General features: G+C 70.5%; 20 protein-coding genes. 18 read left to right on the top strand and 2 right to left on the bottom strand.

Going from position 1 to position 19,910, the window contains the following annotated elements; genetic code table 11:
- Nucleotides 1-27: 27 nt before the first annotated feature.
- On the top strand, nt 28-1,539 hold the full coding sequence (locus H4696_RS30990; protein ID WP_086863775.1) for a M1 family metallopeptidase: 1,512 nt from the start codon (nt 28-30) through the stop codon (nt 1,537-1,539).
- Between the two features lie 22 nt (nt 1,540-1,561).
- Nucleotides 1,562-2,008 (top strand): DUF3592 domain-containing protein, encoded by a 447-nt coding sequence (locus H4696_RS30985; protein WP_086863776.1) that lies wholly within the window; start codon nt 1,562-1,564, stop codon nt 2,006-2,008.
- Between the two features lie 436 nt (nt 2,009-2,444).
- Here the strand turns inward: H4696_RS30985 and H4696_RS30980 are convergent, their stop codons facing one another.
- Entirely contained in the window at nt 2,445-3,281 is an 837-nt protein-coding gene (locus tag H4696_RS30980) for an inositol monophosphatase family protein (protein WP_086863778.1), read from the bottom strand.
- Nucleotides 3,282-3,458: 177 nt separating this feature from the next.
- On the opposite strand from H4696_RS30980, the gene H4696_RS30975 reads away from it, so the two are divergent.
- The gene (locus H4696_RS30975) at nt 3,459-4,529 is read left to right on the top strand and encodes a glycosyltransferase family 4 protein (protein ID WP_276328953.1); all 1,071 of its coding nucleotides are present in this window, start codon (nt 3,459-3,461) and stop codon (nt 4,527-4,529) included.
- 1 nt (nt 4,530) lies between these two features.
- A complete protein-coding gene (locus H4696_RS30970) occupies nt 4,531-5,634 on the top strand; it encodes a glycosyltransferase (RefSeq protein WP_086863780.1) in 1,104 nt (367 codons plus the stop codon).
- Between the two features lie 3 nt (nt 5,635-5,637).
- Here H4696_RS30970 and H4696_RS30965 read toward each other — a convergent pair whose 3' ends face one another.
- Nucleotides 5,638-6,090 (bottom strand): MarR family winged helix-turn-helix transcriptional regulator, encoded by a 453-nt coding sequence (locus H4696_RS30965; protein WP_086863781.1) that lies wholly within the window; start codon nt 6,088-6,090, stop codon nt 5,638-5,640.
- A gap of 53 nt (nt 6,091-6,143) precedes the next feature.
- On the opposite strand from H4696_RS30965, the gene H4696_RS30960 reads away from it, so the two are divergent.
- From H4696_RS30960 to nuoK, 14 genes are all read left to right on the top strand, one after another.
- Entirely contained in the window at nt 6,144-6,689 is a 546-nt protein-coding gene (locus H4696_RS30960) for a hypothetical protein (protein WP_086863782.1), read from the top strand.
- 9 nt (nt 6,690-6,698) lie between these two features.
- Nucleotides 6,699-7,388: a demethylmenaquinone methyltransferase gene (locus H4696_RS30955; protein ID WP_086863783.1), complete on the top strand. Its 690-nt coding sequence runs from the start codon at nt 6,699-6,701 to the stop codon at nt 7,386-7,388.
- Nucleotides 7,389-7,398: 10 nt separating this feature from the next.
- Nucleotides 7,399-8,685 carry a geranylgeranyl reductase family protein gene (locus H4696_RS30950; RefSeq protein WP_192782630.1) on the top strand — a complete coding sequence of 429 codons (1,287 nt, stop codon included), beginning with the start codon at nt 7,399-7,401 and terminating at the stop codon, nt 8,683-8,685.
- A 499-nt stretch (nt 8,686-9,184) separates the two neighbouring features.
- The gene (locus H4696_RS30945; protein WP_086863695.1) at nt 9,185-9,604 is read left to right on the top strand and encodes an NADH-quinone oxidoreductase subunit A; all 420 of its coding nucleotides are present in this window, start codon (nt 9,185-9,187) and stop codon (nt 9,602-9,604) included.
- A gap of 4 nt (nt 9,605-9,608) precedes the next feature.
- Entirely contained in the window at nt 9,609-10,157 is a 549-nt protein-coding gene (locus H4696_RS30940) for a NuoB/complex I 20 kDa subunit family protein (protein ID WP_086863694.1), read from the top strand.
- Nucleotides 10,158-10,161: 4 nt separating this feature from the next.
- On the top strand, nt 10,162-10,911 hold the full coding sequence (locus tag H4696_RS30935) for an NADH-quinone oxidoreductase subunit C (protein ID WP_086863693.1): 750 nt from the start codon (nt 10,162-10,164) through the stop codon (nt 10,909-10,911).
- Nucleotides 10,908-12,287, top strand: coding sequence for an NADH-quinone oxidoreductase subunit D (locus tag H4696_RS30930; RefSeq protein ID WP_192782629.1), 1,380 nt, complete (start codon nt 10,908-10,910; stop codon nt 12,285-12,287). Before H4696_RS30935 ends, H4696_RS30930 begins: the two co-directional genes overlap by 4 nt.
- Entirely contained in the window at nt 12,284-13,141 is an 858-nt protein-coding gene (gene nuoE, locus H4696_RS30925; RefSeq protein WP_086863131.1) for an NADH-quinone oxidoreductase subunit NuoE, read from the top strand. The genes H4696_RS30930 and nuoE overlap by 4 nt, the downstream gene beginning before the upstream one ends.
- Nucleotides 13,141-14,421 carry an NADH-quinone oxidoreductase subunit NuoF gene (nuoF, locus tag H4696_RS30920; protein WP_086863132.1) on the top strand — a complete coding sequence of 427 codons (1,281 nt, stop codon included), beginning with the start codon at nt 13,141-13,143 and terminating at the stop codon, nt 14,419-14,421. Before nuoE ends, nuoF begins: the two co-directional genes overlap by 1 nt.
- The gene (locus H4696_RS30915; RefSeq protein ID WP_086863133.1) at nt 14,418-16,889 is read left to right on the top strand and encodes an NADH-quinone oxidoreductase subunit G; all 2,472 of its coding nucleotides are present in this window, start codon (nt 14,418-14,420) and stop codon (nt 16,887-16,889) included. The genes nuoF and H4696_RS30915 overlap by 4 nt, the downstream gene beginning before the upstream one ends.
- Nucleotides 16,886-18,235, top strand: coding sequence for an NADH-quinone oxidoreductase subunit NuoH (gene nuoH / locus H4696_RS30910; protein ID WP_086863134.1), 1,350 nt, complete (start codon nt 16,886-16,888; stop codon nt 18,233-18,235). The genes H4696_RS30915 and nuoH overlap by 4 nt, the downstream gene beginning before the upstream one ends.
- Entirely contained in the window at nt 18,222-18,746 is a 525-nt protein-coding gene (gene nuoI / locus H4696_RS30905) for an NADH-quinone oxidoreductase subunit NuoI (RefSeq protein WP_086863135.1), read from the top strand. Before nuoH ends, nuoI begins: the two co-directional genes overlap by 14 nt.
- Entirely contained in the window at nt 18,743-19,606 is an 864-nt protein-coding gene (locus H4696_RS30900) for an NADH-quinone oxidoreductase subunit J (protein WP_086863136.1), read from the top strand. Before nuoI ends, H4696_RS30900 begins: the two co-directional genes overlap by 4 nt.
- A complete protein-coding gene (gene nuoK / locus H4696_RS30895) occupies nt 19,603-19,902 on the top strand; it encodes an NADH-quinone oxidoreductase subunit NuoK (RefSeq protein ID WP_003081840.1) in 300 nt (99 codons plus the stop codon). Before H4696_RS30900 ends, nuoK begins: the two co-directional genes overlap by 4 nt.
- The last annotated feature ends 8 nt before the right edge of the window (nt 19,903-19,910 follow it).

Below are 19,910 nucleotides of genomic sequence, written 5' to 3'. Positions count from 1 at the left end.
TGAACCTCACCCGTTGGAGGGATTCGAATGCGTGCAAGAACTCGCACCGGCCTCGGTGTGCTCGCGGCCGGGGTCGCCTCGGTGCTGCTCGCCGGCACCGCCAGTGCGGCCCCGTCACCCGGTGCTCCCGGCATCGGTGACGCGTACTACCCGAACGCCGGCAACGGCGGCACGGACGTGCTGCACTACGACATCCGCCTTACCTACCAGCCCGCGACCGACGTGCTGGCCGGCACCACCACGCTGCTGCTCACCGCGACGCAGGACCTCTCGCGGTTCGACCTCGACTTCGCGCTGAAGGCGTCGAGCGTGCGCGTGAACAACCGCCCGGCGCAGTTCACGAACCAGACCGGCAACGGCGAGCTCGTCGTCACCCCGGCGCAGCCGCTGCTCAAGGGCCAGACCGCGACGGTCGTCGTGGCCTACTCGGACACGCCGTCGACCGAGCAGGTGGACGGCCTCAACGCCTGGAAGAAGGGGTCGTTCGGCGCGCTGGGCATCGACGAGCCGCAGAGCTCGGCGTGGTGGTTCCCGGCCAACGACCACCCGACCGACAAGGCGACCTACGACGTCTCGATCGAAGCCCCGGACGACAACGTTGCCATCTCCAACGGCTCGCTCGTGCGCACCACGAAGAGCCGGGCGGGCTGGACGCGCTGGCAGTGGCGCAGCACCAAGCCGCAGGCCACCTACCTGACGTCGTTCATCGTCGGCAAGTACGAGCTGGTCCAGTCCACGACGCCGGACGGCAAGCCGTTCGTCACCGCGTACGGCGCCGACCTCGGCGACTCGCTGTACGCGGCGAAGGCGAGCGTCGAGCGGACGCCGGAGATCAACGAGTTCCTGGCCACCCAGTTCGGCCCGTACCCGTTCGAGGCGGAGGGCGGCGTCGTCACCAGCGGCATCACGTTCTCCCTGGAGAACCAGACCCGGCCGACCTACGGCGCCCGCAACTTCCGCGCGGGTTCGAACACGACGCTGATCGCGCACGAGAACGCGCACCAGTGGTACGGCGACAACGTCTCCCTCGGCCGCTGGAGCGACATCTGGCTGAACGAGGGCTTCGCGTCCTACGCCGAGTGGCTCTGGTCGGAGCACGAGGGCGAGGGCACGGTCGCCGAGCTGGCGCAGTACACCTACGACTCCAACGCGGCCGACGCCGACCTGTGGAAGCTCGTCCCGGCCGACCCGGGCGCGGACAACCAGTTCGACAACGCCGTGTACGACCGCGGCGCGCTGACGCTGCAGGCGCTGCGGACCGCGGTCGGCGACGAGGCGTTCTTCAAGATCCTGCAGACGTGGCAGGTCCAGAAGGGCGGCAAGGACGGCCGGATCCTGGAGTTCATCGCGCTGGCGGAGAAGATCTCGGGCAAGCCGCTGCACGACCTGTTCCAGACCTGGCTGTACACGGCGGGCAAGCCCGCGGTGGGCCCGAACGGCGCGGCGGCGGTTTCCCGCTTCGCTGCCCCGGCGAAGCCGAAGTCGTTCGACCAGATCCAGGCGAACCACCGGTTCCTCGCCGCGGAACACGCGCACTGAGCAAGACCGCTACGCTCGCGGCGTGAGCACGAGAGGTGAGCGGGCGAGGCGCGTCGGGTGGTGGGCCACCCTCGGCGTCGCCTCGCTCCTCACCGTGATGTGCGTGTGCTTGCTGTTCGCGGCGATCCGCAACGACGGCGCGATCTCCGCCCAGCTCGGCACCGCGACCGCGACGGTCGACTCGGTGGCGTTCGACCGCACGATCATCCACTTCGAAACCCCGGACGGCATCGTCCACAGCCCGGCGAACGGCGTCCTGTACCCGGACGGCCTGGCGGCGGGCCAGCTGGTCCGCATCGAGTACGACGCGTCCGACCCGGAGCTGGCCAGGGTGGCGGGCCGCTCGGCGACGTTGACGCTGCTGCCGCTCGGGAGCTTCATCCTCTTCACGTGGCTGGTGGCGGGCCCGCTGTTGTGGTGGATCCGCCGGGCGAACAAGCGCGCCGCCCCGGCCCCGGCAGCAGCCTGACCGACCGCCGCTTTCACGTGAAAGCGGCGGCGGATACGTAACCGGAGGTCGCGAATGACTCATTCGCGACCTCCGCGGTCCCGAATGAGTCATTCGCGACCTTCCCAGCCACTCGCAGCGGCGGCATGACCGACCGCCGTGGCTGGGCCGACGCCATGAACGACTCGTTCACGTCGTCGGACGCCAGGGCTTCGGCAAAGTCGCGCGGCCAGGCCACTCCGCCGACGGTGACCCGCTCGCCCCACGTCTTGAATGACTCATTCAGGTCTTCGGAGGTCCTGAATGAGTCATTCAAGACGCTGGCGCACCGCTGCGGACCGCACCGACCCGACTTTGCCGGGACCCTGTCGTCGGACGCGGTGAACGACTCGTTCATGACCTCCGCCGCCGACCGCGCGACCGGGCCCAAAGCGGCACTTTCACGTGAAAGTGGCGCTCAGCCCGCGTGCGCGGTCTCCTGCCACCAGCCCAGCACCTCGTCGGCCACCCCCGGCGCCGCCACCAGGAGGCCGTCCGTCGGCAGGGCCGTGTCCTCCCCGTGCCGGTCCAGCACCACCGCGCCCGCCTCGATCGCCATCGCCACGGACCCGGCCACGTCCCACTCGTGGTAGCTGTGCAGCACCGCCGCCGCCGCGTGGCCCAGTGCCACCTGGGCGATCGACAGCGCCGCCGACCCCAGCACCCGGACCCCCGCGTGGGCCGCCGCGGCCCGCTCGATGAAGCCGCCCATGCCCGGCCACGGCCCTTTCCTCGCGAACTCCGTGCAGACCAGCGCGCCCGCCGTCACGCAGCGGTCCGTCAGCCGGACCGGCTTGCCGTTCGCGCGGGCCCCTCGTCCGCGCGCCGCGGCGTAGATCTGGGCGCGGTACGGGTCCGCGACCACCCCCACCACCGGTCCGGCCTCGTCCACCAGCGCCAGGCTGTAGGCGCACCAGGGCACGCCGGCCACGTAGTTCGCCGTCCCGTCCACCGAGTCGACCACCCAGCGGTACTCGGCGACGTCCGCGCCGTGGTCGGCGCCGAACTCGTGGCCGACCACCGGGATGCCCGGGAACTCCGCCGTCAGCACGCGCCGCGTGTGGCGCTCCAGGATGCGGTCGGTGTCGGTGACCCAGTCGAAGGGCGAGTCCAGCGTCGACGGGTGGGCGCCGCGGCCGGCGGTCGCGGTGATCACGTCGGTGGCGTCGTTGGCCAGCCGTCCGGCCACTTCGAGCGCCCTCGACAGCAGGCCGGGCTCGACGGGCCGCGGCGGCCGGGAGGACAAGAGGGTCATGCCTGCTTAGTCTGGGTCACCCTGGTTTCCGGGACACGACCTTGAGATGACATGTCGTAGCCGATCTGTTCCGGCAGCGTTGGCCGCCGTGTCACGCGGTCGCCAGGATCGGGTGCGATCGTCCAAGACGTGCGAGTCGCCATAGTCACCGAAAGTTTCCTGCCCCAGGTGAACGGCGTGACCAACTCCGTCCTGCGGGTCGTCGAGCACCTGCGCGAACGCGCGCACGACGTGCTGATCATCGCGCCCGGCCCCGGCCCGGACTCCTACCGCGGCGCCCCGGTGGTCCGGATCCCCGCGCTGGACTTCCCCGGCGTGAACTCCCTGCCGATCGGCGTGCCGACGCGCACGGTGCTGAACGCGCTCAGCGCGTTCGGGCCGGACGTCGTGCACCTGGCGTCGCCGTTCGTCGTCGGCGCGAGAGGGCTCGCGGCGGCGCGGCGGCTGCGCGTGCCGTCGATCGCCGTCTACCAGACCGACATCGCCGGGTTCGCCGCCGCGTACGGCTTCGGCATCGCCGCGCGCGCCGCCTGGCGCTGGGTGCGGCGGCTGCACTCGCGCGCCGACCGGACGCTCGCGCCGTCCAGCGACTCGGTCGCGCAGCTGGAGCTGCACGGCGTCCCGCGCGTGCACCGGTGGGCGCGAGGCGTCGACATCGACCGCTTCTCGCCGTCGCACGCCGACCCGGCGCTGCGAGCCGAGCTGGCGCCGGACGGCGAGCTGCTCGTCGGGTTCGTCGGCAGGCTGGCGCCGGAAAAGGAAGTCGACCGGCTGGCCGCGCTGGCCGGGGTGCCGGGGATCCGGCTGGTCGTCGTCGGCGACGGGCCCGAACTGCCCGCGCTGAAAGAACAGCTGCCCGGCGCGGCCTTCCTCGGCGCGAAGTACGGCGAAGAGCTCTCCAAGGCGTACGCGAGCTTCGACGTCTTCGTCCACACGGGACCGCACGAGACGTTCTGCCAGGCGGTGCAGGAGGCGATGGCGTCCGGCCTGCCCGTGCTCGCCCCGGACGCGGGCGGCCCGAAGGACCTCGTCCTGCCCGGCCGCACCGGCTACCTGCTGCCCGCCGAGCGCGAGCTGTTCGGCCCGGCGCTGGTCGAGAAGGTCGACGCGCTGCGCGACGCGGCGCTGCGGGCGAGGCTCGGCGAGAAGGCGCGCAAGGTCGTGCTCGGCAGGACCTGGCCGGCCGTCTGCCACGAGCTCGTGGGGCACTACGAAGCCGTGCGGGGCCGGGCCGTCCGCGCGGCCTGACATGCACATCGTCCAGCTCGCGAACTTCTACGGGCCGCGTTCGGGCGGGCTCCGCACCGCGCTGCACCACCTGGGCGCCGGCTACGTCGCGAGCGGCCACCGGGTGACGCTCGTGGTGCCCGGCACCCGGTACGCCGACGAAGTCCTGCCGACCGGTGTGCGGCGGTTTTCCTTGCCCGCGCCCAAGATTCCGGGCACCGGCGGGTACCGCGCGGTCGACCCGCACCGCGTCCGCGCGGTGCTGCGAAGACTCGAACCGGACCGGCTGGAGGTGTCGGACCGGTTGACGCTGCGCGGGATGGGTGGCTGGGCGCGGCGCCACGGCGTCCCCAGCACGGTCATCTCGCACGAGCGCCTCGACCGGCTGCTGGAGCAGTTCCTGCTGCCCGAGCCGGTGGCGCGCCGCGTCGCCGACGTCGCGAACCGGCGGATGGCCGAGAGCTACGACACGGTGGTCTGCACGACGGCGTTCGCGCGCGCGGAGTTCGACCGGATCGCCGCCCCGAACGTCCACCGGGTGCCGCTCGGCGTCGACCTCGCGACGTTCCGGCCCGCCATGCGCGACGACGGCTGGCGCACCGACCTGGCCGGCGGCGCGGACGCCCTGCTCGTCCACTGTGGACGGCTGTCGCCGGAGAAGCACGTGGAGCGCAGCGTGGACACCGTCGCTTCGCTGACCGAGGCCGGTGTGAAGGTGCGGCTGGTGGTGGCGGGCGACGGCCCCCGCCGCCGCGCGCTGGAACGCCGGGCGCGCGGCCTGCCGGTCACGTTCCTGGGCTTCCTGTCCGGCCGCGGCGACGTCGCGCGGCTCCTGGCCAGCGCGGACGTCTCCCTGGCGCCCGGCCCGCACGAGACGTTCGGGCTCGCCGCGCTGGAGGCCCTGGCGTCCGGGACGCCGGTGGTGGTGTCGGCGTCGTCGGCGCTGCGGGAGATCGTCGGCCCGGGGTGCGGCGCGGCGGTCGACGATCACGCGCCCGCGTTCGCCTCCGCCGTGACGAACCTCCTCGACAGCCCCGAAGACCTGCGCCGCGCGGCGGCCCGTGCCCGGGCGGAGCAGTTCACCTGGCCCGCCGCGGTGGCCGGGATGCTGGCCGCCTTCCGCTGAGCTTCACGGCTTTCCGTAGCCGGGGTGGACGCCGGGGGTGAGGCCCTGGTCGGCGGCGATCTTGGTGAGGAGGGCGTGGAGGCTCGCGCGCTCGTCGTCCGACAGCGCCGCGGTGAGCGCGCGGTCGTGGGCGGCCGCGGCCTGGGCGACGCGGCCCATGAACGCGCGCCCGTCCTCGCTGAGCTCCAGCGCGTAGAGCCGCCGGTCGTCAGGGTTTCGGCGGCGCTCGACCAGCCCGCGCTTCTCCAGCCCGTCGACCAGCGCGACCAGGCGCGTCGGCGGGGTGCCGAGCTGGGCCGCGATCGCCTGCTGGCTCTGCCCCGGCCGCGACGCGACCAGCCGCAACAGCCCGACCTGCGGCGGCGTCAGGTCCAGCTCGCCGATCCGCTCGGTGAACCGCTGCGCCGCGTGCGCACCCACCTGGGCCAGCAGGAACGCGCTGCCGAAACCGTTCATGCCCGAAACCGTAGTCGTTGACAATCCATTACACCAGTGTAATCGTTTATGACATGAAACGAATCGCGGTCATCGCCTACGGCCTGTTCACCGTCGCCGGGGGAGTCCTCGGCGCCACCGGCACCCGCCCGGACTCGTCCGCGGCCGAAGTCGCCGCCTACGACGCCGCCCACCAGGGGCTCGTCCAGCTGCTGGCCCTCGTCGTCTTCGGCGCCGGGCTGTCCCTCGCGGTCTGGACGGCGGCCGCCAGACCACCGCAACTCGGTTACGCGGGCGGCCTGCTCGCGTCGGGGTCGCTGCTGCTGAGCGGCCTCGCCACCTGGACCGCCGCCCAGAACCCGGACGTCGCCCGCCCGTTCACCTCGCTGGCCTTCGCCGCGGGCGCGTTCGGGTTCGCGGTCCCGCTCGCGCTGCTCATCGCGGACGTGGCGCGCACCGAACGGAAGTGGCTGGCGGTCACCGGCTACGTCGTCGCCGCGCTGGCCGGGCTCTCGGGGCTGAGCATGCTGACCGACGTGCTCTACCCGTTGATCCCGGTCGCGCGCTTCGGCGGGCTCGTCTGGCTGGTGCTCGCAACCTTCGTCAAGCCACGCGACTAATCTCAAGCCATGTCACGCGCAAGCCTGGACAAGGACCCGCACGAAGTCGCCGCGATGTTCGACGGCGTCGCGGACGGGTACGACCGGGCGAACTCGTTCATGACCTTCGGCTTCGACCGCCGCTGGCGCACCACCACCGCCCGCGTGCTCGACGCCCGCCGCGGCGAGAAGGTCCTGGACCTGGCCGCCGGCACCGGGGTGTCCACCGTCGAGTACGCCCGCGGTGGCGCCTGGTGCCTGGCGGCGGACTTCTCGTTCGGCATGCTCCGCGCCGGGCTGCACCGCAAGGTCCCGATGGTCGCCGCGGACGCGCTGAACCTGCCGTTCGCCGACGACAGCTTCGACGCCGTGACGATCTCCCTGGCGCTGCGCAACTTCGTCGACACGAAGGCGGCGCTCACCGAGATCGCCCGGGTGGTCAAGCCCGGCGGCCGGCTGGTGATCTGCGAGGTCTCGACCCCGCCGTTCGCCCCGATCCGGTTCATCCACCGGCGGTTCATGCTGAAGCTGCTGACCTGGGTCGGCAAGCGGACGTCGTCGAACCCCGAGGCGTACTCCTACCTGGCCGAATCGATGCTGGCCTGGCCTGACCAGCGCACGCTCGGCGAGATCATCGCGAGCGCGGGCTGGGCCGACGTCGAGTGGTTGAACCTCACATTCGGCGTCGTGGCGATCCACCGAGCGCGCAAGCCTGCCTAAACTCGCGTTCATGAGTCGTCGCACCGCAGACCAGGACGCCGAAGTCATCGTCGTCGGCGCCGGACCCGCTGGGTCCACCGTGGCCACCTACTTGGCGCGCGCGGGCGTCGACGTCCTGCTGCTGGAGAAGACCGAGTTCCCGCGCGAGAAGGTCTGCGGCGACGGCCTGACCCCGCGCGGCGTCAAGCAGCTCATCGACCTGGGCATCGACACCAGCGAGGACGCCGGCTGGGTGCACAGCCGCGGCCTGCGGATCCTCACCGGTGACCTGACGCTCGAACTCGACTGGCCGGACCTGACGAGCTACCCGCCGTACGGCGTTTCCCGCACCCGCCACGACTTCGACGACCTCCTCGCGAAGCTCGCGGTGAAGGCGGGCGCGCGGCTGTACGAGCGCACCACGGTGACCAGCGCGATCACCAACGCGAGCGGGCGCGTGGTCGGCGTCGAGGCGAAGGTCGGTCCGGAGAAGACGCCGGTGCACTACCGCGCGCCGCTGGTCCTGGCCTGCGACGGCGTGTCCGCGCGGCTCGCGCTCAGCGTCGGCATCCAGAAGAACGAGAAGCGCCCGATGGGCGTCGCGGTGCGCCAGTACTACAAGAGCCCGCGCCACGACGACCCGTTCATCGAGGGCCACCTCGAGCTGTGGGACAAGTCCGACCCGCGGGACTCGAAGCTGCTGCCGGGCTACGGCTGGGCGTTCCCGCTCGGCGACGGCACGGTCAACGTCGGCCTCGGCATGCTGTCGACGTCGGCGTCGTTCCGGAACACCGACTACCGCGCGCTGCTGCGCCAGTGGCTCGACGGGACGCCGGAGGAGTGGGGCTACCGCGAGGAGAACGCGATCGGCAAGGTCGGCGGCGCCGGCCTCCCGATGGGCTTCAACCGCACCCCGCACTACCGCGACGGCCTGCTGCTGCTCGGCGACGCGGGCGGCATGGTCAGCCCGTTCAACGGCGAAGGCATCTCGGCGGCGATGGAATCCGCGCAGATCGCGGCGGAGGTCGTGGTCCAGGCCCTGGCCCGGCGCGAAGGCCCTTCGCGCGAGCGGGCTTTGGAGGCGTACCCGCGCGCGGTCGGCGAGCTGATGGGCGGCTACTACCAGCTGGGCAACGTCTTCGCGAAGATCATCGGCAAGCCGAAGATCATGCACGCGTGCACCAAGTACGGCCTGCGCATCAACAAGCTGCTGCCGCTGGTCTACAAGGGCCTCTCCGGCTGCTACGACGCCAAGGGCGGCGACGGTGTCGACCGCCTGATCTCGGCCCTCGCGAAGGCTGCTCCCTCCCCGCGCTGACCCCGGCCAACCCCGCACTTTCACGTGAAAGTGCGGGCCCCAGGTCGGCACTTTCACGTGAAAGTGCCGACCTTTGCGCGCGCGGGCACTCGGGTGGCCTAGCAAGTTGGCCGTACGGCCAGTGGGATAGCTCACACCACGATGTCCGTTTTGTCCGGCCGCCAGCCGATCTTGAACGGCCTTCGCGCAGGTCGCGCGCGGGCCGTCATCGTGTCGCGACAACGATGGCGCCGGAACTTAGGGCACCCTTATAACACGGGGGCCTAGGGACAAGAGTGTGAGTCGCGTCCTAGACTCCCCCCATGCTTTGTGAATCGCTTCACATCCACGACGAGTGGCTTGTGAACTATTTCACAAGCACCTCCCGGTCCAGCCACGGGCCGTAAGGAGACCCTGACCCTCGGCGGTGTGACCCAGGTCCCTTAGGGTGCCGACGAGGCCAAGCGGTTCCCCACCACAAGCACAACCGCATCGGCGCGGAAAGGATGGCGAAGACCCCGTGCTGACGTTGCTGACCCGAACCGACACGGTGCAGCTGGCGCAAGAGGCTCCCAGTCTGAAGCCCTACCTGCCCATCGTGATCCTGTTCGTCCTGGCGCTCGGCTTCGCCGTGCTGTCGGTGCTGCTGGGCCCGCTCGTCGGCCCCAGCCGCTACAACAAGGCGAAGCTCGAGGCGTACGAGTGCGGCATCGAGCCGTCCCCGCAGCCGCTCGTCGGCGGTGGCCGGATGCCGGTCGCGTACTACATCACCGCGATGCTGTTCATCCTGTTCGACATCGAGATGGTCTTCCTCTACCCGTTCGCCGTGCAGGCGGACGCGCTGGGCACGTTCGGCCTGGTGGAGATCCTGCTGTTCATCGCGACGGTCGGCTTCGCGTACGCCTACGTGTGGCGGCGCGGCGGCCTGGATTGGAACTAGACCCATGGGCCTCGAAGAGAAACTCCCCAACGGCATCCTGCTGGCCAGCCTCGAAGGTCTCGTCAACTGGGCGCGGAAGAACTCGATGTGGCCGGCCACGTTCGGGCTCGCCTGCTGCGCGATCGAGATGATGACCGTCGGCGGTTCCCGCTACGACATCGCCCGCTTCGGCATGGAGCGCTTCAGCGCGACGCCGCGGCAGGCCGACCTGATGATCGTCGCCGGGCGCGTCACGCAGAAGATGGCCCCGGTCCTGCGCCAGATCTACGACCAGATGGCCGAGCCCAAGTGGGTGCTCGCCATGGGCGTCTGCGCCTCCTCCGGCGGCATGTTCAACAACTACGCCGTGGTCCAGGGCGTCGACCACATCGTGCCGGTCGACATGTACCTGCCCGGCTGCCCGCCGCGGCCGGAGATGCTGCTGGACGCGATCCTCAAGCTGCACGCCAAGATCCAGGACGAGCCGATCAACGCCCGCCGCGCCGCCATCCGCGCCGCCAGCGGGGCGCGCACCGAGCTCGTCGCGTCGTCGATCAAGTACGCGAAGAAGTAGAGCGATGACTGAGAACCCCCAACCCGGCGAAGAGCAGTCCAGCGCCGAGCGTGCCGAAGGCGGCCTCGAGCCGACCGGCACCCGGCCCGCCGAAGCGGTCGTCACCGGCCGCGAACGCCAGGGCATGTTCGGTGTCCACGGCACCGGCGACACCTCCGGCTACGGCGGCGTCCGGCTCCCGGCCTACAGCCCCGCGCCGGCCGAGCGCCCGTACGGCGGCTGGTTCGACCAGTTCGCCGACGAGTTCTACGCCGCTCTGTCGGACAACAAGATCCCCGCCGAAGCGATCCTGCAGACGACGGTCGACCGCGGCGAGATCACCTTCTACGTCGCCCGCGAGCACCTGCCCGCGATCGCGAAGGTGCTGCGCGACGACGGCGGCCTCCGCTTCGAGCTGCTGTCCTCGGTGTCCGGCGTGGACTACGGCGTCGACGTCCCGCAGCGGCTGCACGCGGTCTACCACTTCACGTCGCTGACCTACCGCCGCCGGATCCGCCTCGAGGTCACCCTCGACGTCGAGGACGCGCACGTGCCGTCGCTGGTCGGGATCTACCCGACCGCCGACTGGCAGGAGCGCGAGGCCTGGGACATGTTCGGCATCGTCTTCGACGGCCACCCGGCGCTGACCCGCATCCTCATGCCGGACGACTGGGACGGCCACCCCCAGCGCAAGGACTACCCGCTCGGCGGGATCCCGGTCGAATACAAGGGCGCGGAGATCCCGCCGCCGGACCAGCGGAGGTCGTACTCGTGAGCACCGAGAACCTTTCCGACGTCACCACCGGGACGGACACGAGCGCGCCGGGCAGCGACAGCACCGACGACGTCAGCTACGCCGATTCCCGTGACACCACCGAGGGCCGCGTCTACACGGTCTCCGGCGGCGACTGGGACGACGTCATCGCCGACGCCCAGCACGACGAGCGCATGGTCATCAACATGGGCCCGCAGCACCCGTCGACGCACGGCGTGCTCCGGCTCGTGCTGGAGATGGAGGGCGAGACCGTCACGCAGCTGCGGTCGGTCATCGGCTACCTCCACACCGGCATCGAGAAGAACTGCGAGTACCGGACCTGGACCCAGGGCGTCACCTTCGTGACGCGGATGGACTACCTGGCCCCGCTTTCGACGGAGATGGCGTACTGCCTCGGCGTCGAGAAGCTGCTGCAGATCGAAGCCCCGCGCCGCGCGCAGCTGCTGCGCGTGCTGCTGCTGGAGATCAACCGGATCGGCTCGCACCTCGTCTACATCGCGACCGGCGGCATGGAGCTCGGCGCCACCACCGCGATGACGCTCGGCTTCCGCGAGCGCGAAGAGGTCCTGCACCTGCTGGAGCACCTGACCGGCCTGCGGATGAACCACGCGTTCATCCGCCCCGGCGGCCTCGCGCAGGACATGCCGGCCGACTACCACGAGAAGGTCACCGACTTCGTCAAGACGATGAAGAAGCGCCTTCCGTTGTACGACAAGCTCTTCACCGGTCAGCCGATCTGGCGCAACCGGCTCAAGGGTGTGGGCTACCTGCCGGTCGACGCGTGCCTCGCGCTCGGCGTCACCGGCCCGGTGCTGCGGTCCGCCGGCCTCCCGTGGGACCTGCGCAAGACCGAGCCGTACTCCTGCTACGACGAGTTCGACTTCGACGTGCCCGTGGACAACGGCGCCGACTGCTGGTCGCGCTACCTGATCCGGGTGCACGAGATGCACGAGAGCCTCAAGATCATCGAGCAGTGCCTGGAGAAGCTCGAGCCTGGCCCGGTCATGGTCGAGGACAAGAAGGTCGCCTGGCCCGCGCAGCTGTCGATCGGCAGCGACGGCATGGGCAACTCGCTCGAGCACGTCAAGAAGATCATGGGCCAGTCGATGGAGTCCCTGATCCACCACTTCAAGCTGGTGACCGAGGGCTTCAAGGTGCCGGCCGGCCAGGTCTACACCTCCGTGGAGTCGCCGCGCGGCGAGCTGAGCGCGCACCTGGTCTCCGACGGCGGCACCCGGCCGCTGCGGGTCCACGTGCGCGAACCGAGCTTCGTGAACCTGCAGTCGATGCCCGCAATGGCCGAAGGCGGCCTGGTCGCGGACGTGATCGCCGCGATCGCCTCGATCGACCCCGTCATGGGGGGAGTGGACCGATGAGCACAGCAGTTCCCGAACCCGGCCCCAACGACGCTGCCGTAACGCACGCCGCGGCCGGTCCGGACGTCGACGTCGTCGCCATCGCGCCGGACCCCGCGGTGGCCGCCGGGATCATCGAAGACACGCCGCTCGAGGAGATCTTCGACGCCGGCACCACGGCACAGGCGCAGGAGATCATCTCCCGCTACCCGATGTCCCGCTCGGCGCTGCTGCCGATGCTGCACCTCGTGCAGTCCGTGCAGGGCTACGTCAGCCAGGAGGGCATCGCGTTCTGCGCGAAGCAGCTCGACCTGTCCGACGCCGAGGTCAGCGCGGTCGCGACGTTCTACACGATGTACAAGCGCAAGCCGTGCGGCGAGCACCTCGTGAGCGTCTGCACCAACACGCTGTGCGCGGCCATGGGCGGCGACGCGATCTACAAGCGGCTCCAGACGCACCTCGGGTCCGAGGAGAAGCCGCTGGGGCACAACGAAACCGCGGGCACGCCGAACGAGCCGGGCTCGATCACCCTCGAGCACGCCGAGTGCCTCGCGGCCTGCGACCTCGCGCCGGTCATCCAGGTCAACTACGAGTACTTCGACAACCAGACCGAGGACAAGGCCGTCGCGCTGGTCGACGCGCTGCAGGCGGGCAAGAAGCCGGCCCCGACGCGCGGCGCGCCGCTGACCACCTTCAAGGGCGCCGAGCTGCAGCTCGCCGGGTTCTTCCCGGAGGACGAGACGGCTTACCGCCGCGACGTCGACGGCCCGTCGCAGGCCGTCGAGACGCTGCGGGGCGCGAAGCTCGCGCAGGACCGCGGCTGGGTCGCCCCGGTCGCTCAGGACGTCCCGCTGCCGGAAGTGGAGAAGAAGTAATGGCCGATCCCATTACCCCGGTCCTCACGAAGCGCTGGCTGTCGCCGAACTCCTGGCAGATCGCGACGTACGAGGCACTCGAGGGCTACACCGCCGTCCGCAAGGCACTGGCCGGGACGCCGGAGCAGCTCGTCCAGGTGGTCAAGGACTCCGGCCTGCGCGGCCGCGGCGGCGCGGGCTTCCCGGCCGGCATCAAGTGGTCCTTCATGCCGCCGAACTTCGACAAGCCGCACTACCTGGTGATCAACGCCGACGAGGGCGAACCGGGTACCTGCAAGGACATCCCGCTGATGATGGCGGACCCGCACTCGCTGATCGAGGGCTGCATCATCGCCTCGTACGCGATGCGGTCCAACCACTGCTTCATCTACGTCCGCGGCGAGGCGCTGCACTGCATCCGCCGCCTCAACGCGGCCGTGCGCGAAGCCGAAGCGGCGGGCTACCTGGGCGAGAACATCCTCGGCTCCGGCTTCGACCTGAAGATCACCGTCCACGCGGGTGCGGGCGCGTACATCTGCGGCGAGGAGACGGCGCTGCTCGACTCGCTGGAAGGCCGTCGTGGCCAGCCGCGGCTCAAGCCGCCGTTCCCGGCCGCCGCGGGGCTGTACGCCGCCCCGACCACGGTCAACAACGTCGAGACCATCGCTAGCGCGCCGTTCATCGTCAACGGCGGTTCGAGCTGGTTCCGCGAGATGGGCCGCGAGAAGTCGCCCGGCCCGAAGATCTATTCGATCTCCGGCCACGTCGAGAAGCCCGGCCAGTACGAGTGCCCGCTCGGCACCACACTGCGCGAGCTGCTGGACATGGCGGGTGGCATGAAGGACGGCATCCCGCTCAAGTTCTGGACCCCGGGCGGCTCGTCCACCCCGATGTTCACCGCCGAGCACCTCGACGTTCCCCTGGACTTCGAAGGCGCGGCGGAAGCCGGGTCGATGCTGGGCACCACCGCCGTCCAGGTCTTCAACGAGACCGTGTCGGTGCCGTGGGCCGTGATGAAGTGGACGCAGTTCTACGAGCACGAGTCCTGCGGCAAGTGCACGCCGTGCCGCGAAGGCACGTACTGGCTGGCGCAGATCCTCGAGCGGATGGTCGAGGGCCACGGCACCGAGGAGGACATCGACACCCTCCTCGACGTCTGCGACAACATCCTCGGCCGGTCGTTCTGCGCCCTCGGCGACGGCGCGGTGTCGCCGATCCAGAGCGGCATCAAGTACTTCCGCGACGAATTCCTCGCTCTGTGTGAGAGCAACAAGCGCGAACTGGTGGGAGCGCAGGCATGACGATCGCGCCCGACAAGCCCGAGACCACCGAGACGCCGGTCCCCGAGGGCCACGTCAAGCTGGTCATCGACGGCGAAGAGGTCATCGCCCCGAAGGGCGAGCTCCTCATCCGCACGGCCGAACGCCTCGGCACGGTCATCCCGCGGTTCTGCGACCACCCGCTCCTCGACCCGGCGGGCGCCTGCCGCCAGTGCCTGGTCGAGGTCGAGATGGGCGGCCGGCCGATGCCGAAGCCGCAGGCGTCCTGCACGATGACCGTCGCCGACGGCATGGTCGTCAAGACGCAGCTGACGTCGCCGGTCGCGGACAAGGCCCAGCAGGGCGTGATGGAGCTGCTGCTCATCAACCACCCGCTGGACTGCCCGATCTGCGACAAGGGCGGCGAGTGCCCGCTGCAGAACCAGGCGCTGGCCCACGGCCGCACGGACTCCCGGTTCGTCGACACCAAGCGGACGTTCCCGAAGCCGCTGCCGATCTCGACGCAGGTGCTGCTGGACCGCGAGCGCTGCGTGCTCTGCCAGCGCTGCACCCGGTTCTCCCGCGAGATCGCCGGCGACCCGTTCATCGAGCTCCTCGAACGCGGCGCCCACCAGCAGATCGGCACCGCGGAGACGGCGGACGTCCTGGACCTGGCGTCGCGGACGACGTCCGGCCAGCCGTTCCAGTCCTACTTCTCCGGCAACGTCATCCAGATCTGCCCGGTCGGTGCCCTGACGAGCGCGGCTTACCGCTTCCGGTCGCGGCCGTTCGACCTGGTGTCCTCGCCGAGCGTCTGCGAGCACTGCTCGTCGGGCTGCGCCGAGCGCACCGACTTCCGGCGCGGCAAGGTCCAGCGCAAGCTGGCCGGCGACGACCCCGAGGTCAACGAGGAGTGGATCTGCGACAAGGGCCGCTTCGCCTTCCGCTACACCTCGGCCGACGACCGCATCCGCCGTCCGCTGGTCCGGAACAAGACGACCGGTGAGCTGGAAGAGGCCTCCTGGACCGACGCGCTGCGCACCGCGGCCGCCGGCCTCACCGAGGCCCGCTCGAACGGCGGCGTCGGCGTTCTGCCCGGCGGCCGGCTGACCGTCGAGGACGCCTACGCGTACGCGAAGTTCGCCCGGGTCGCCCTGCACACCAACGACGTCGACTTCCGCGCTCGCCCGCACTCGGCCGAGGAGCTCGCGTTCCTCACCTCGCGGGTCGTGGGCGTGACGGCGGAGTCCGGCGTCACCTTCGGCGAGATCGAGCGGGCCCGCACGGTCCTGTGCGTCGCCTTCGAGCCCGAGGACGAGGCGCCGATCGTGTTCCTGCGGCTGCGCAAGGCGGCCCGCAAGAACCGCACCCGCGTCGTCCACTTGGGACAGTGGACGACCTCGTCGGTGCGCAAGACGTTCGGCGAGCTGCTCGCCTGCGTCCCCGGCCAGGAAGCCGCCGCCATCGACGGCATCGCCAAGCACGCGCCGGACCTCGACGAGGCCCTGCGCGGCGACGGCTCGGTCGTCCTGGTCGGCGAGCGCGCCGCCCAGGTGCCCGGCCTGTTCTCCGCGCTGCAGGACCTGGTGGAGCGCACCGGCGTCCGGCTCGCGTGGATCCCGCGCCGGGCCGGCGACCGCGGCGCGCTGCAGGCCGGCTGCGTCCCGACGCTGCTGCCCGGCGGCCGCCGCGTCACCGACGACGCCGCTCGCGTCGCCGTCGAAAACGCCTGGGGCGTCCCGGTTCCGGCCACGCCGGGCCGCGACACCTCCGGCATCCTCGAGGCCGCTTCCCGCCGCGAGCTCGGCGGCCTGGTCGTCGGCGGTGTCGACCCGTACGACCTGCCGGACCCGGACCTCGCGCTGCGCGCGCTGGACAACGCCGGCTTCGTCGTCAGCCTCGAACTCCGCCACAGCGCGGTGACCGAGCGCGCGGACGTCGTGCTCCCGGTGGCCGCGTCGGACGAGAAGGCGGGCAGCTACCTCAACTGGGAGGGCCGCACCCGCCCGTTCGACGTCACCCTCGAAGGCACCGGCGCCCTGCCGGACTGCCGGGTGCTCGACACCCTCGCCGTCGAGATGGACGCCGACCTGTTCACGCAGACCCCGGCCGCCGCTCGCGGTGACTTCGAGAAGCTCGGCAAGGCCTCGGCGCTGAACTGGGCCCACGTCGCCGTCGAGGTGCCGGCCCCGGTGACGCCGGGCGCGGGCCAGGCGGTCCTGTCGACCTGGCGCCAGCTGATCGACAACGGGTCCCTGCAGGACGGCGAGCCGCACCTCAAGGGCACCCAGCGCACGCCGGTCGCGCGGCTGTCCGCGAAGACCGCGGAAGGCTTGGGCGCCGCGGTGAAGGTGAGCACCGAGCGCGGTGCGATCACGCTGCCGGTGGAGATCGCGGACCTGCCCGACGGCGTCGTGTGGCTGCCGGGCAACTCCGAGGGCTCGGCCGTGTTCAAGACGCTCGGTGCCGGCCACGGCGCCGTGGTGAACCTCGCTGGGGGTGAACAGTGACACCGTTGCTTACCGAAGCGGCCGTGGGCAGTGTGCCGGACGCCGCGACGCGGGCGGCGCTGCTGGCGGACGACCCGTTCTGGCTGATCCTGCTCAAGTGCGTGGTCATCCTGCTGATCGGGCCGATCTTCACGATCTTCCTGATCGTCTGGGAGCGCAAGGCGGTCGGCCGGATGCAGAACCGGCCCGGCCCCAACCGGGTCGGCCCGGGCGGCTACCTGCAGTCCCTGGCGGACGCGATCAAGCTGCCGTTCAAGGAACAGATCATCCCGGACACCGCCGACCGCAAGGTGTACTTCCTCGCGCCGGTCCTGTGCGTGGTGCCCTCGCTGATCGCGCTGTCGGCCATCCCGTTCGGCCCGGTGGTGTCGATCTTCGGCGAGCGGACCGTGCTCCAGCTGCTCGACCTGCCGGTCAGCGCGCTGGTGATCCTGGCCTGCTCCTCGATCGGCGTCTACGGCATCGTGCTCGCCGGCTGGGCGTCCGGCTCGCCGTACCCGCTGCTCGGCGGCATGCGCAGCGCGGCGCAGGTGATCTCCTACGAGATCGCGATGGGTCTCTCGATCGTCGCGGTGATCCTGCAGTCCGGTTCGCTGGACCTGGCCGACATCGTCAGCAAGCAGCAGCCGGCGTGGTTCCTCTACCTGGTCCCGAGCTTCGTGATCTACCTGATCTCGATGGTCGGCGAGACCAACCGCGCCCCGTTCGACCTCCCGGAGGCCGAATCGGAGCTGGTCGGCGGCTTCCACACCGAGTACAGCTCGATGAAGTTCGCGATGTTCTTCCTCGCCGAGTACGTCAACATGGTGATCGTTTCGGCGTTCGCGACGACGCTGTTCCTCGGCGGCTGGATGGCCCCGTGGCCGCTGTCGCTGATCGGGAACAACGTGCTCAACACCGGCTGGTGGCCGGTGCTGTGGTTCTTCGCGAAGATGTTCGTGCTGCTGTTCGGGTTCATCTGGCTGCGCGGCACGCTGCCCCGCCTGCGCTACGACCAGTTCATGCGTCTGGGCTGGAAGGTCCTGGTCCCGCTGAACCTGGTGTGGATCATCATGGTGACCTTCGCGAAGGTCATCGCCTGGAACACCGCGTCGATCATCATCGCCGCGGTCGCCATCTTCATCGTCGTCGCCCTGTTCTTCTACGTCCGCGCGGCGGGCCGCGAAGAGGAGAGCGAGACCGTGCCGGTGACCGGTGGCGGTTTCCCGGTCCCGCCGCTGGACCTCAAGGTCCCGCAGACCACCCCGCGTCAGAAGGCTTTGGCCAAGGCCGAGGCGAAGGCGGCCCGCCGCAAGCCGGCGGCCGTCGGTACCGCAAAGGAAGGAGCGCAAGATGGGGTTTCTTGATCCCGTCAAGGGCTTCGGCGTCACCTTCGGGATGATGTTCAAGAAGGTCGCCACCGAGGAGTACCCCGAGGCCGGCGCTCCCGCCGCCCCGCGGTACCACGGACGGCACCAGCTGAACCGCCACCCGGACGGCCTCGAGAAGTGCGTCGGCTGCGAGCTGTGCGCGTGGGCGTGCCCGGCGGACGCGATCTTCGTCGAGGGCGGTGACAACACCGAGGAGGCCCGGTACTCGCCGGGCGAGCGGTACGGCGCGGACTACCAGATCAACTACCTGCGCTGCATCGGCTGCGGCCTCTGCATCGAGGCGTGCCCGACGCGGTCGCTGACGATGATCAACTTCTACGAGCTGGCCGACGACGACCGCCAGCGGCTGATCTACACGAAGGAAGACCTGCTCGCCCCGCTGCTGCCCGGCATGGAGCAGCCGCCGCACCCGATGCGGCTCGGCGAGAACGAGCAGGACTACTACGTGAACGGTCCGGAGCTGGCTCGTGGGGAGGCTCCGAAGTGATCGCCGCCCTCCTGACCCAGGCCCCGACCGGGGCCGCCGCGGGTGTTTCCGTCGGCGAGGCCATCGCGTTCTGGATCCTCGGCCCGCTCTGCCTGCTCGGCGCGCTCGGCATGATCTTCTCCCGCAACGCCGTCCACTCGGCGTTGTGGCTGGTCCTGACGATGCTGAGCCTGGGCGCGCTGTACATGATCCAGTCGGCGCCGTTCCTGGGCTTCACGCAGATCATCGTCTACACCGGCGCGATCATGATGCTGTTCCTGTTCGTGCTGATGCTGGTCGGCCGTGAGAGCTCCGACTCGGTCGTCGAAGTCCTCCGTGGACAGCGGCTGGCCGCGACGGTGCTCGGCATCGGGATGGCCGCGCTGCTGGCCACCGGGATCTACCGGGCGATGGAGAACGTCACCCCGGCGACGCCGCTCGACTCGGCGACGCCGGCCGGCGGCGGTCCCAAGGGCCTGGGCCGGCTGATCTTCACCGACTACCTGTTCCCGTTCGAGCTGACGTCGGCGCTGCTCATCACCGCCGCGATCGGCGCGATGGTGCTGGCCTTCACCGACCGGCACGCCAAGGGCGGGAAGCGCACCCAGAAGGAACTGGTCGTTGCCCGCTTCCGCGGCGAGCACGACCGGCCCTCGCCGCTGCCCGGCCCGGGTGTCTTCGCCACCGCCAACTCGGTGGCGACGCCGGCGCTGCTCCCGGACGGTTCGGTCGCCCCGGAGTCGCTCTCGGCGATCATCGAGTCCACCTCGGCGATCGAGCTGGCGAAGGAACGCAAGCTCGTCGCGGACGACGTCGAGCACCCGGACGCGCACGCGCTGGTCGGCTCCGAAAGCTCCGATTCCGAGGGGGAGAAGGCATGACCCCGACGTACTACCTGCTGCTGTCGGCGCTGCTGTTCGCGCTCGGCGCGGTCGGCGTGCTGGTGCGGCGCAACGCGATCGTCGTGTTCATGTGCATCGAGCTGATGCTCAACGCCGTGAACCTGTCGTTGGTCACCTTCGCCCGGATCAACGGCGGGCTTGACGGCCAGATCATGGCGTTCTTCGTCATGGTCGTCGCGGCCGCCGAGGTCGTGGTCGGCCTGGCGATCATCATGGCCATCTTCCGCACCCGGCGCTCGGCCTCGGTCGACGACACCAACCTGCTGAAGTACTAGGAGACACC

The organism is Amycolatopsis lexingtonensis (assembly GCF_014873755.1).
Lineage (GTDB): Bacteria > Actinomycetota > Actinomycetes > Mycobacteriales > Pseudonocardiaceae > Amycolatopsis > Amycolatopsis lexingtonensis.
This window is presented reverse-complemented; position numbering and strand designations above follow the sequence as displayed.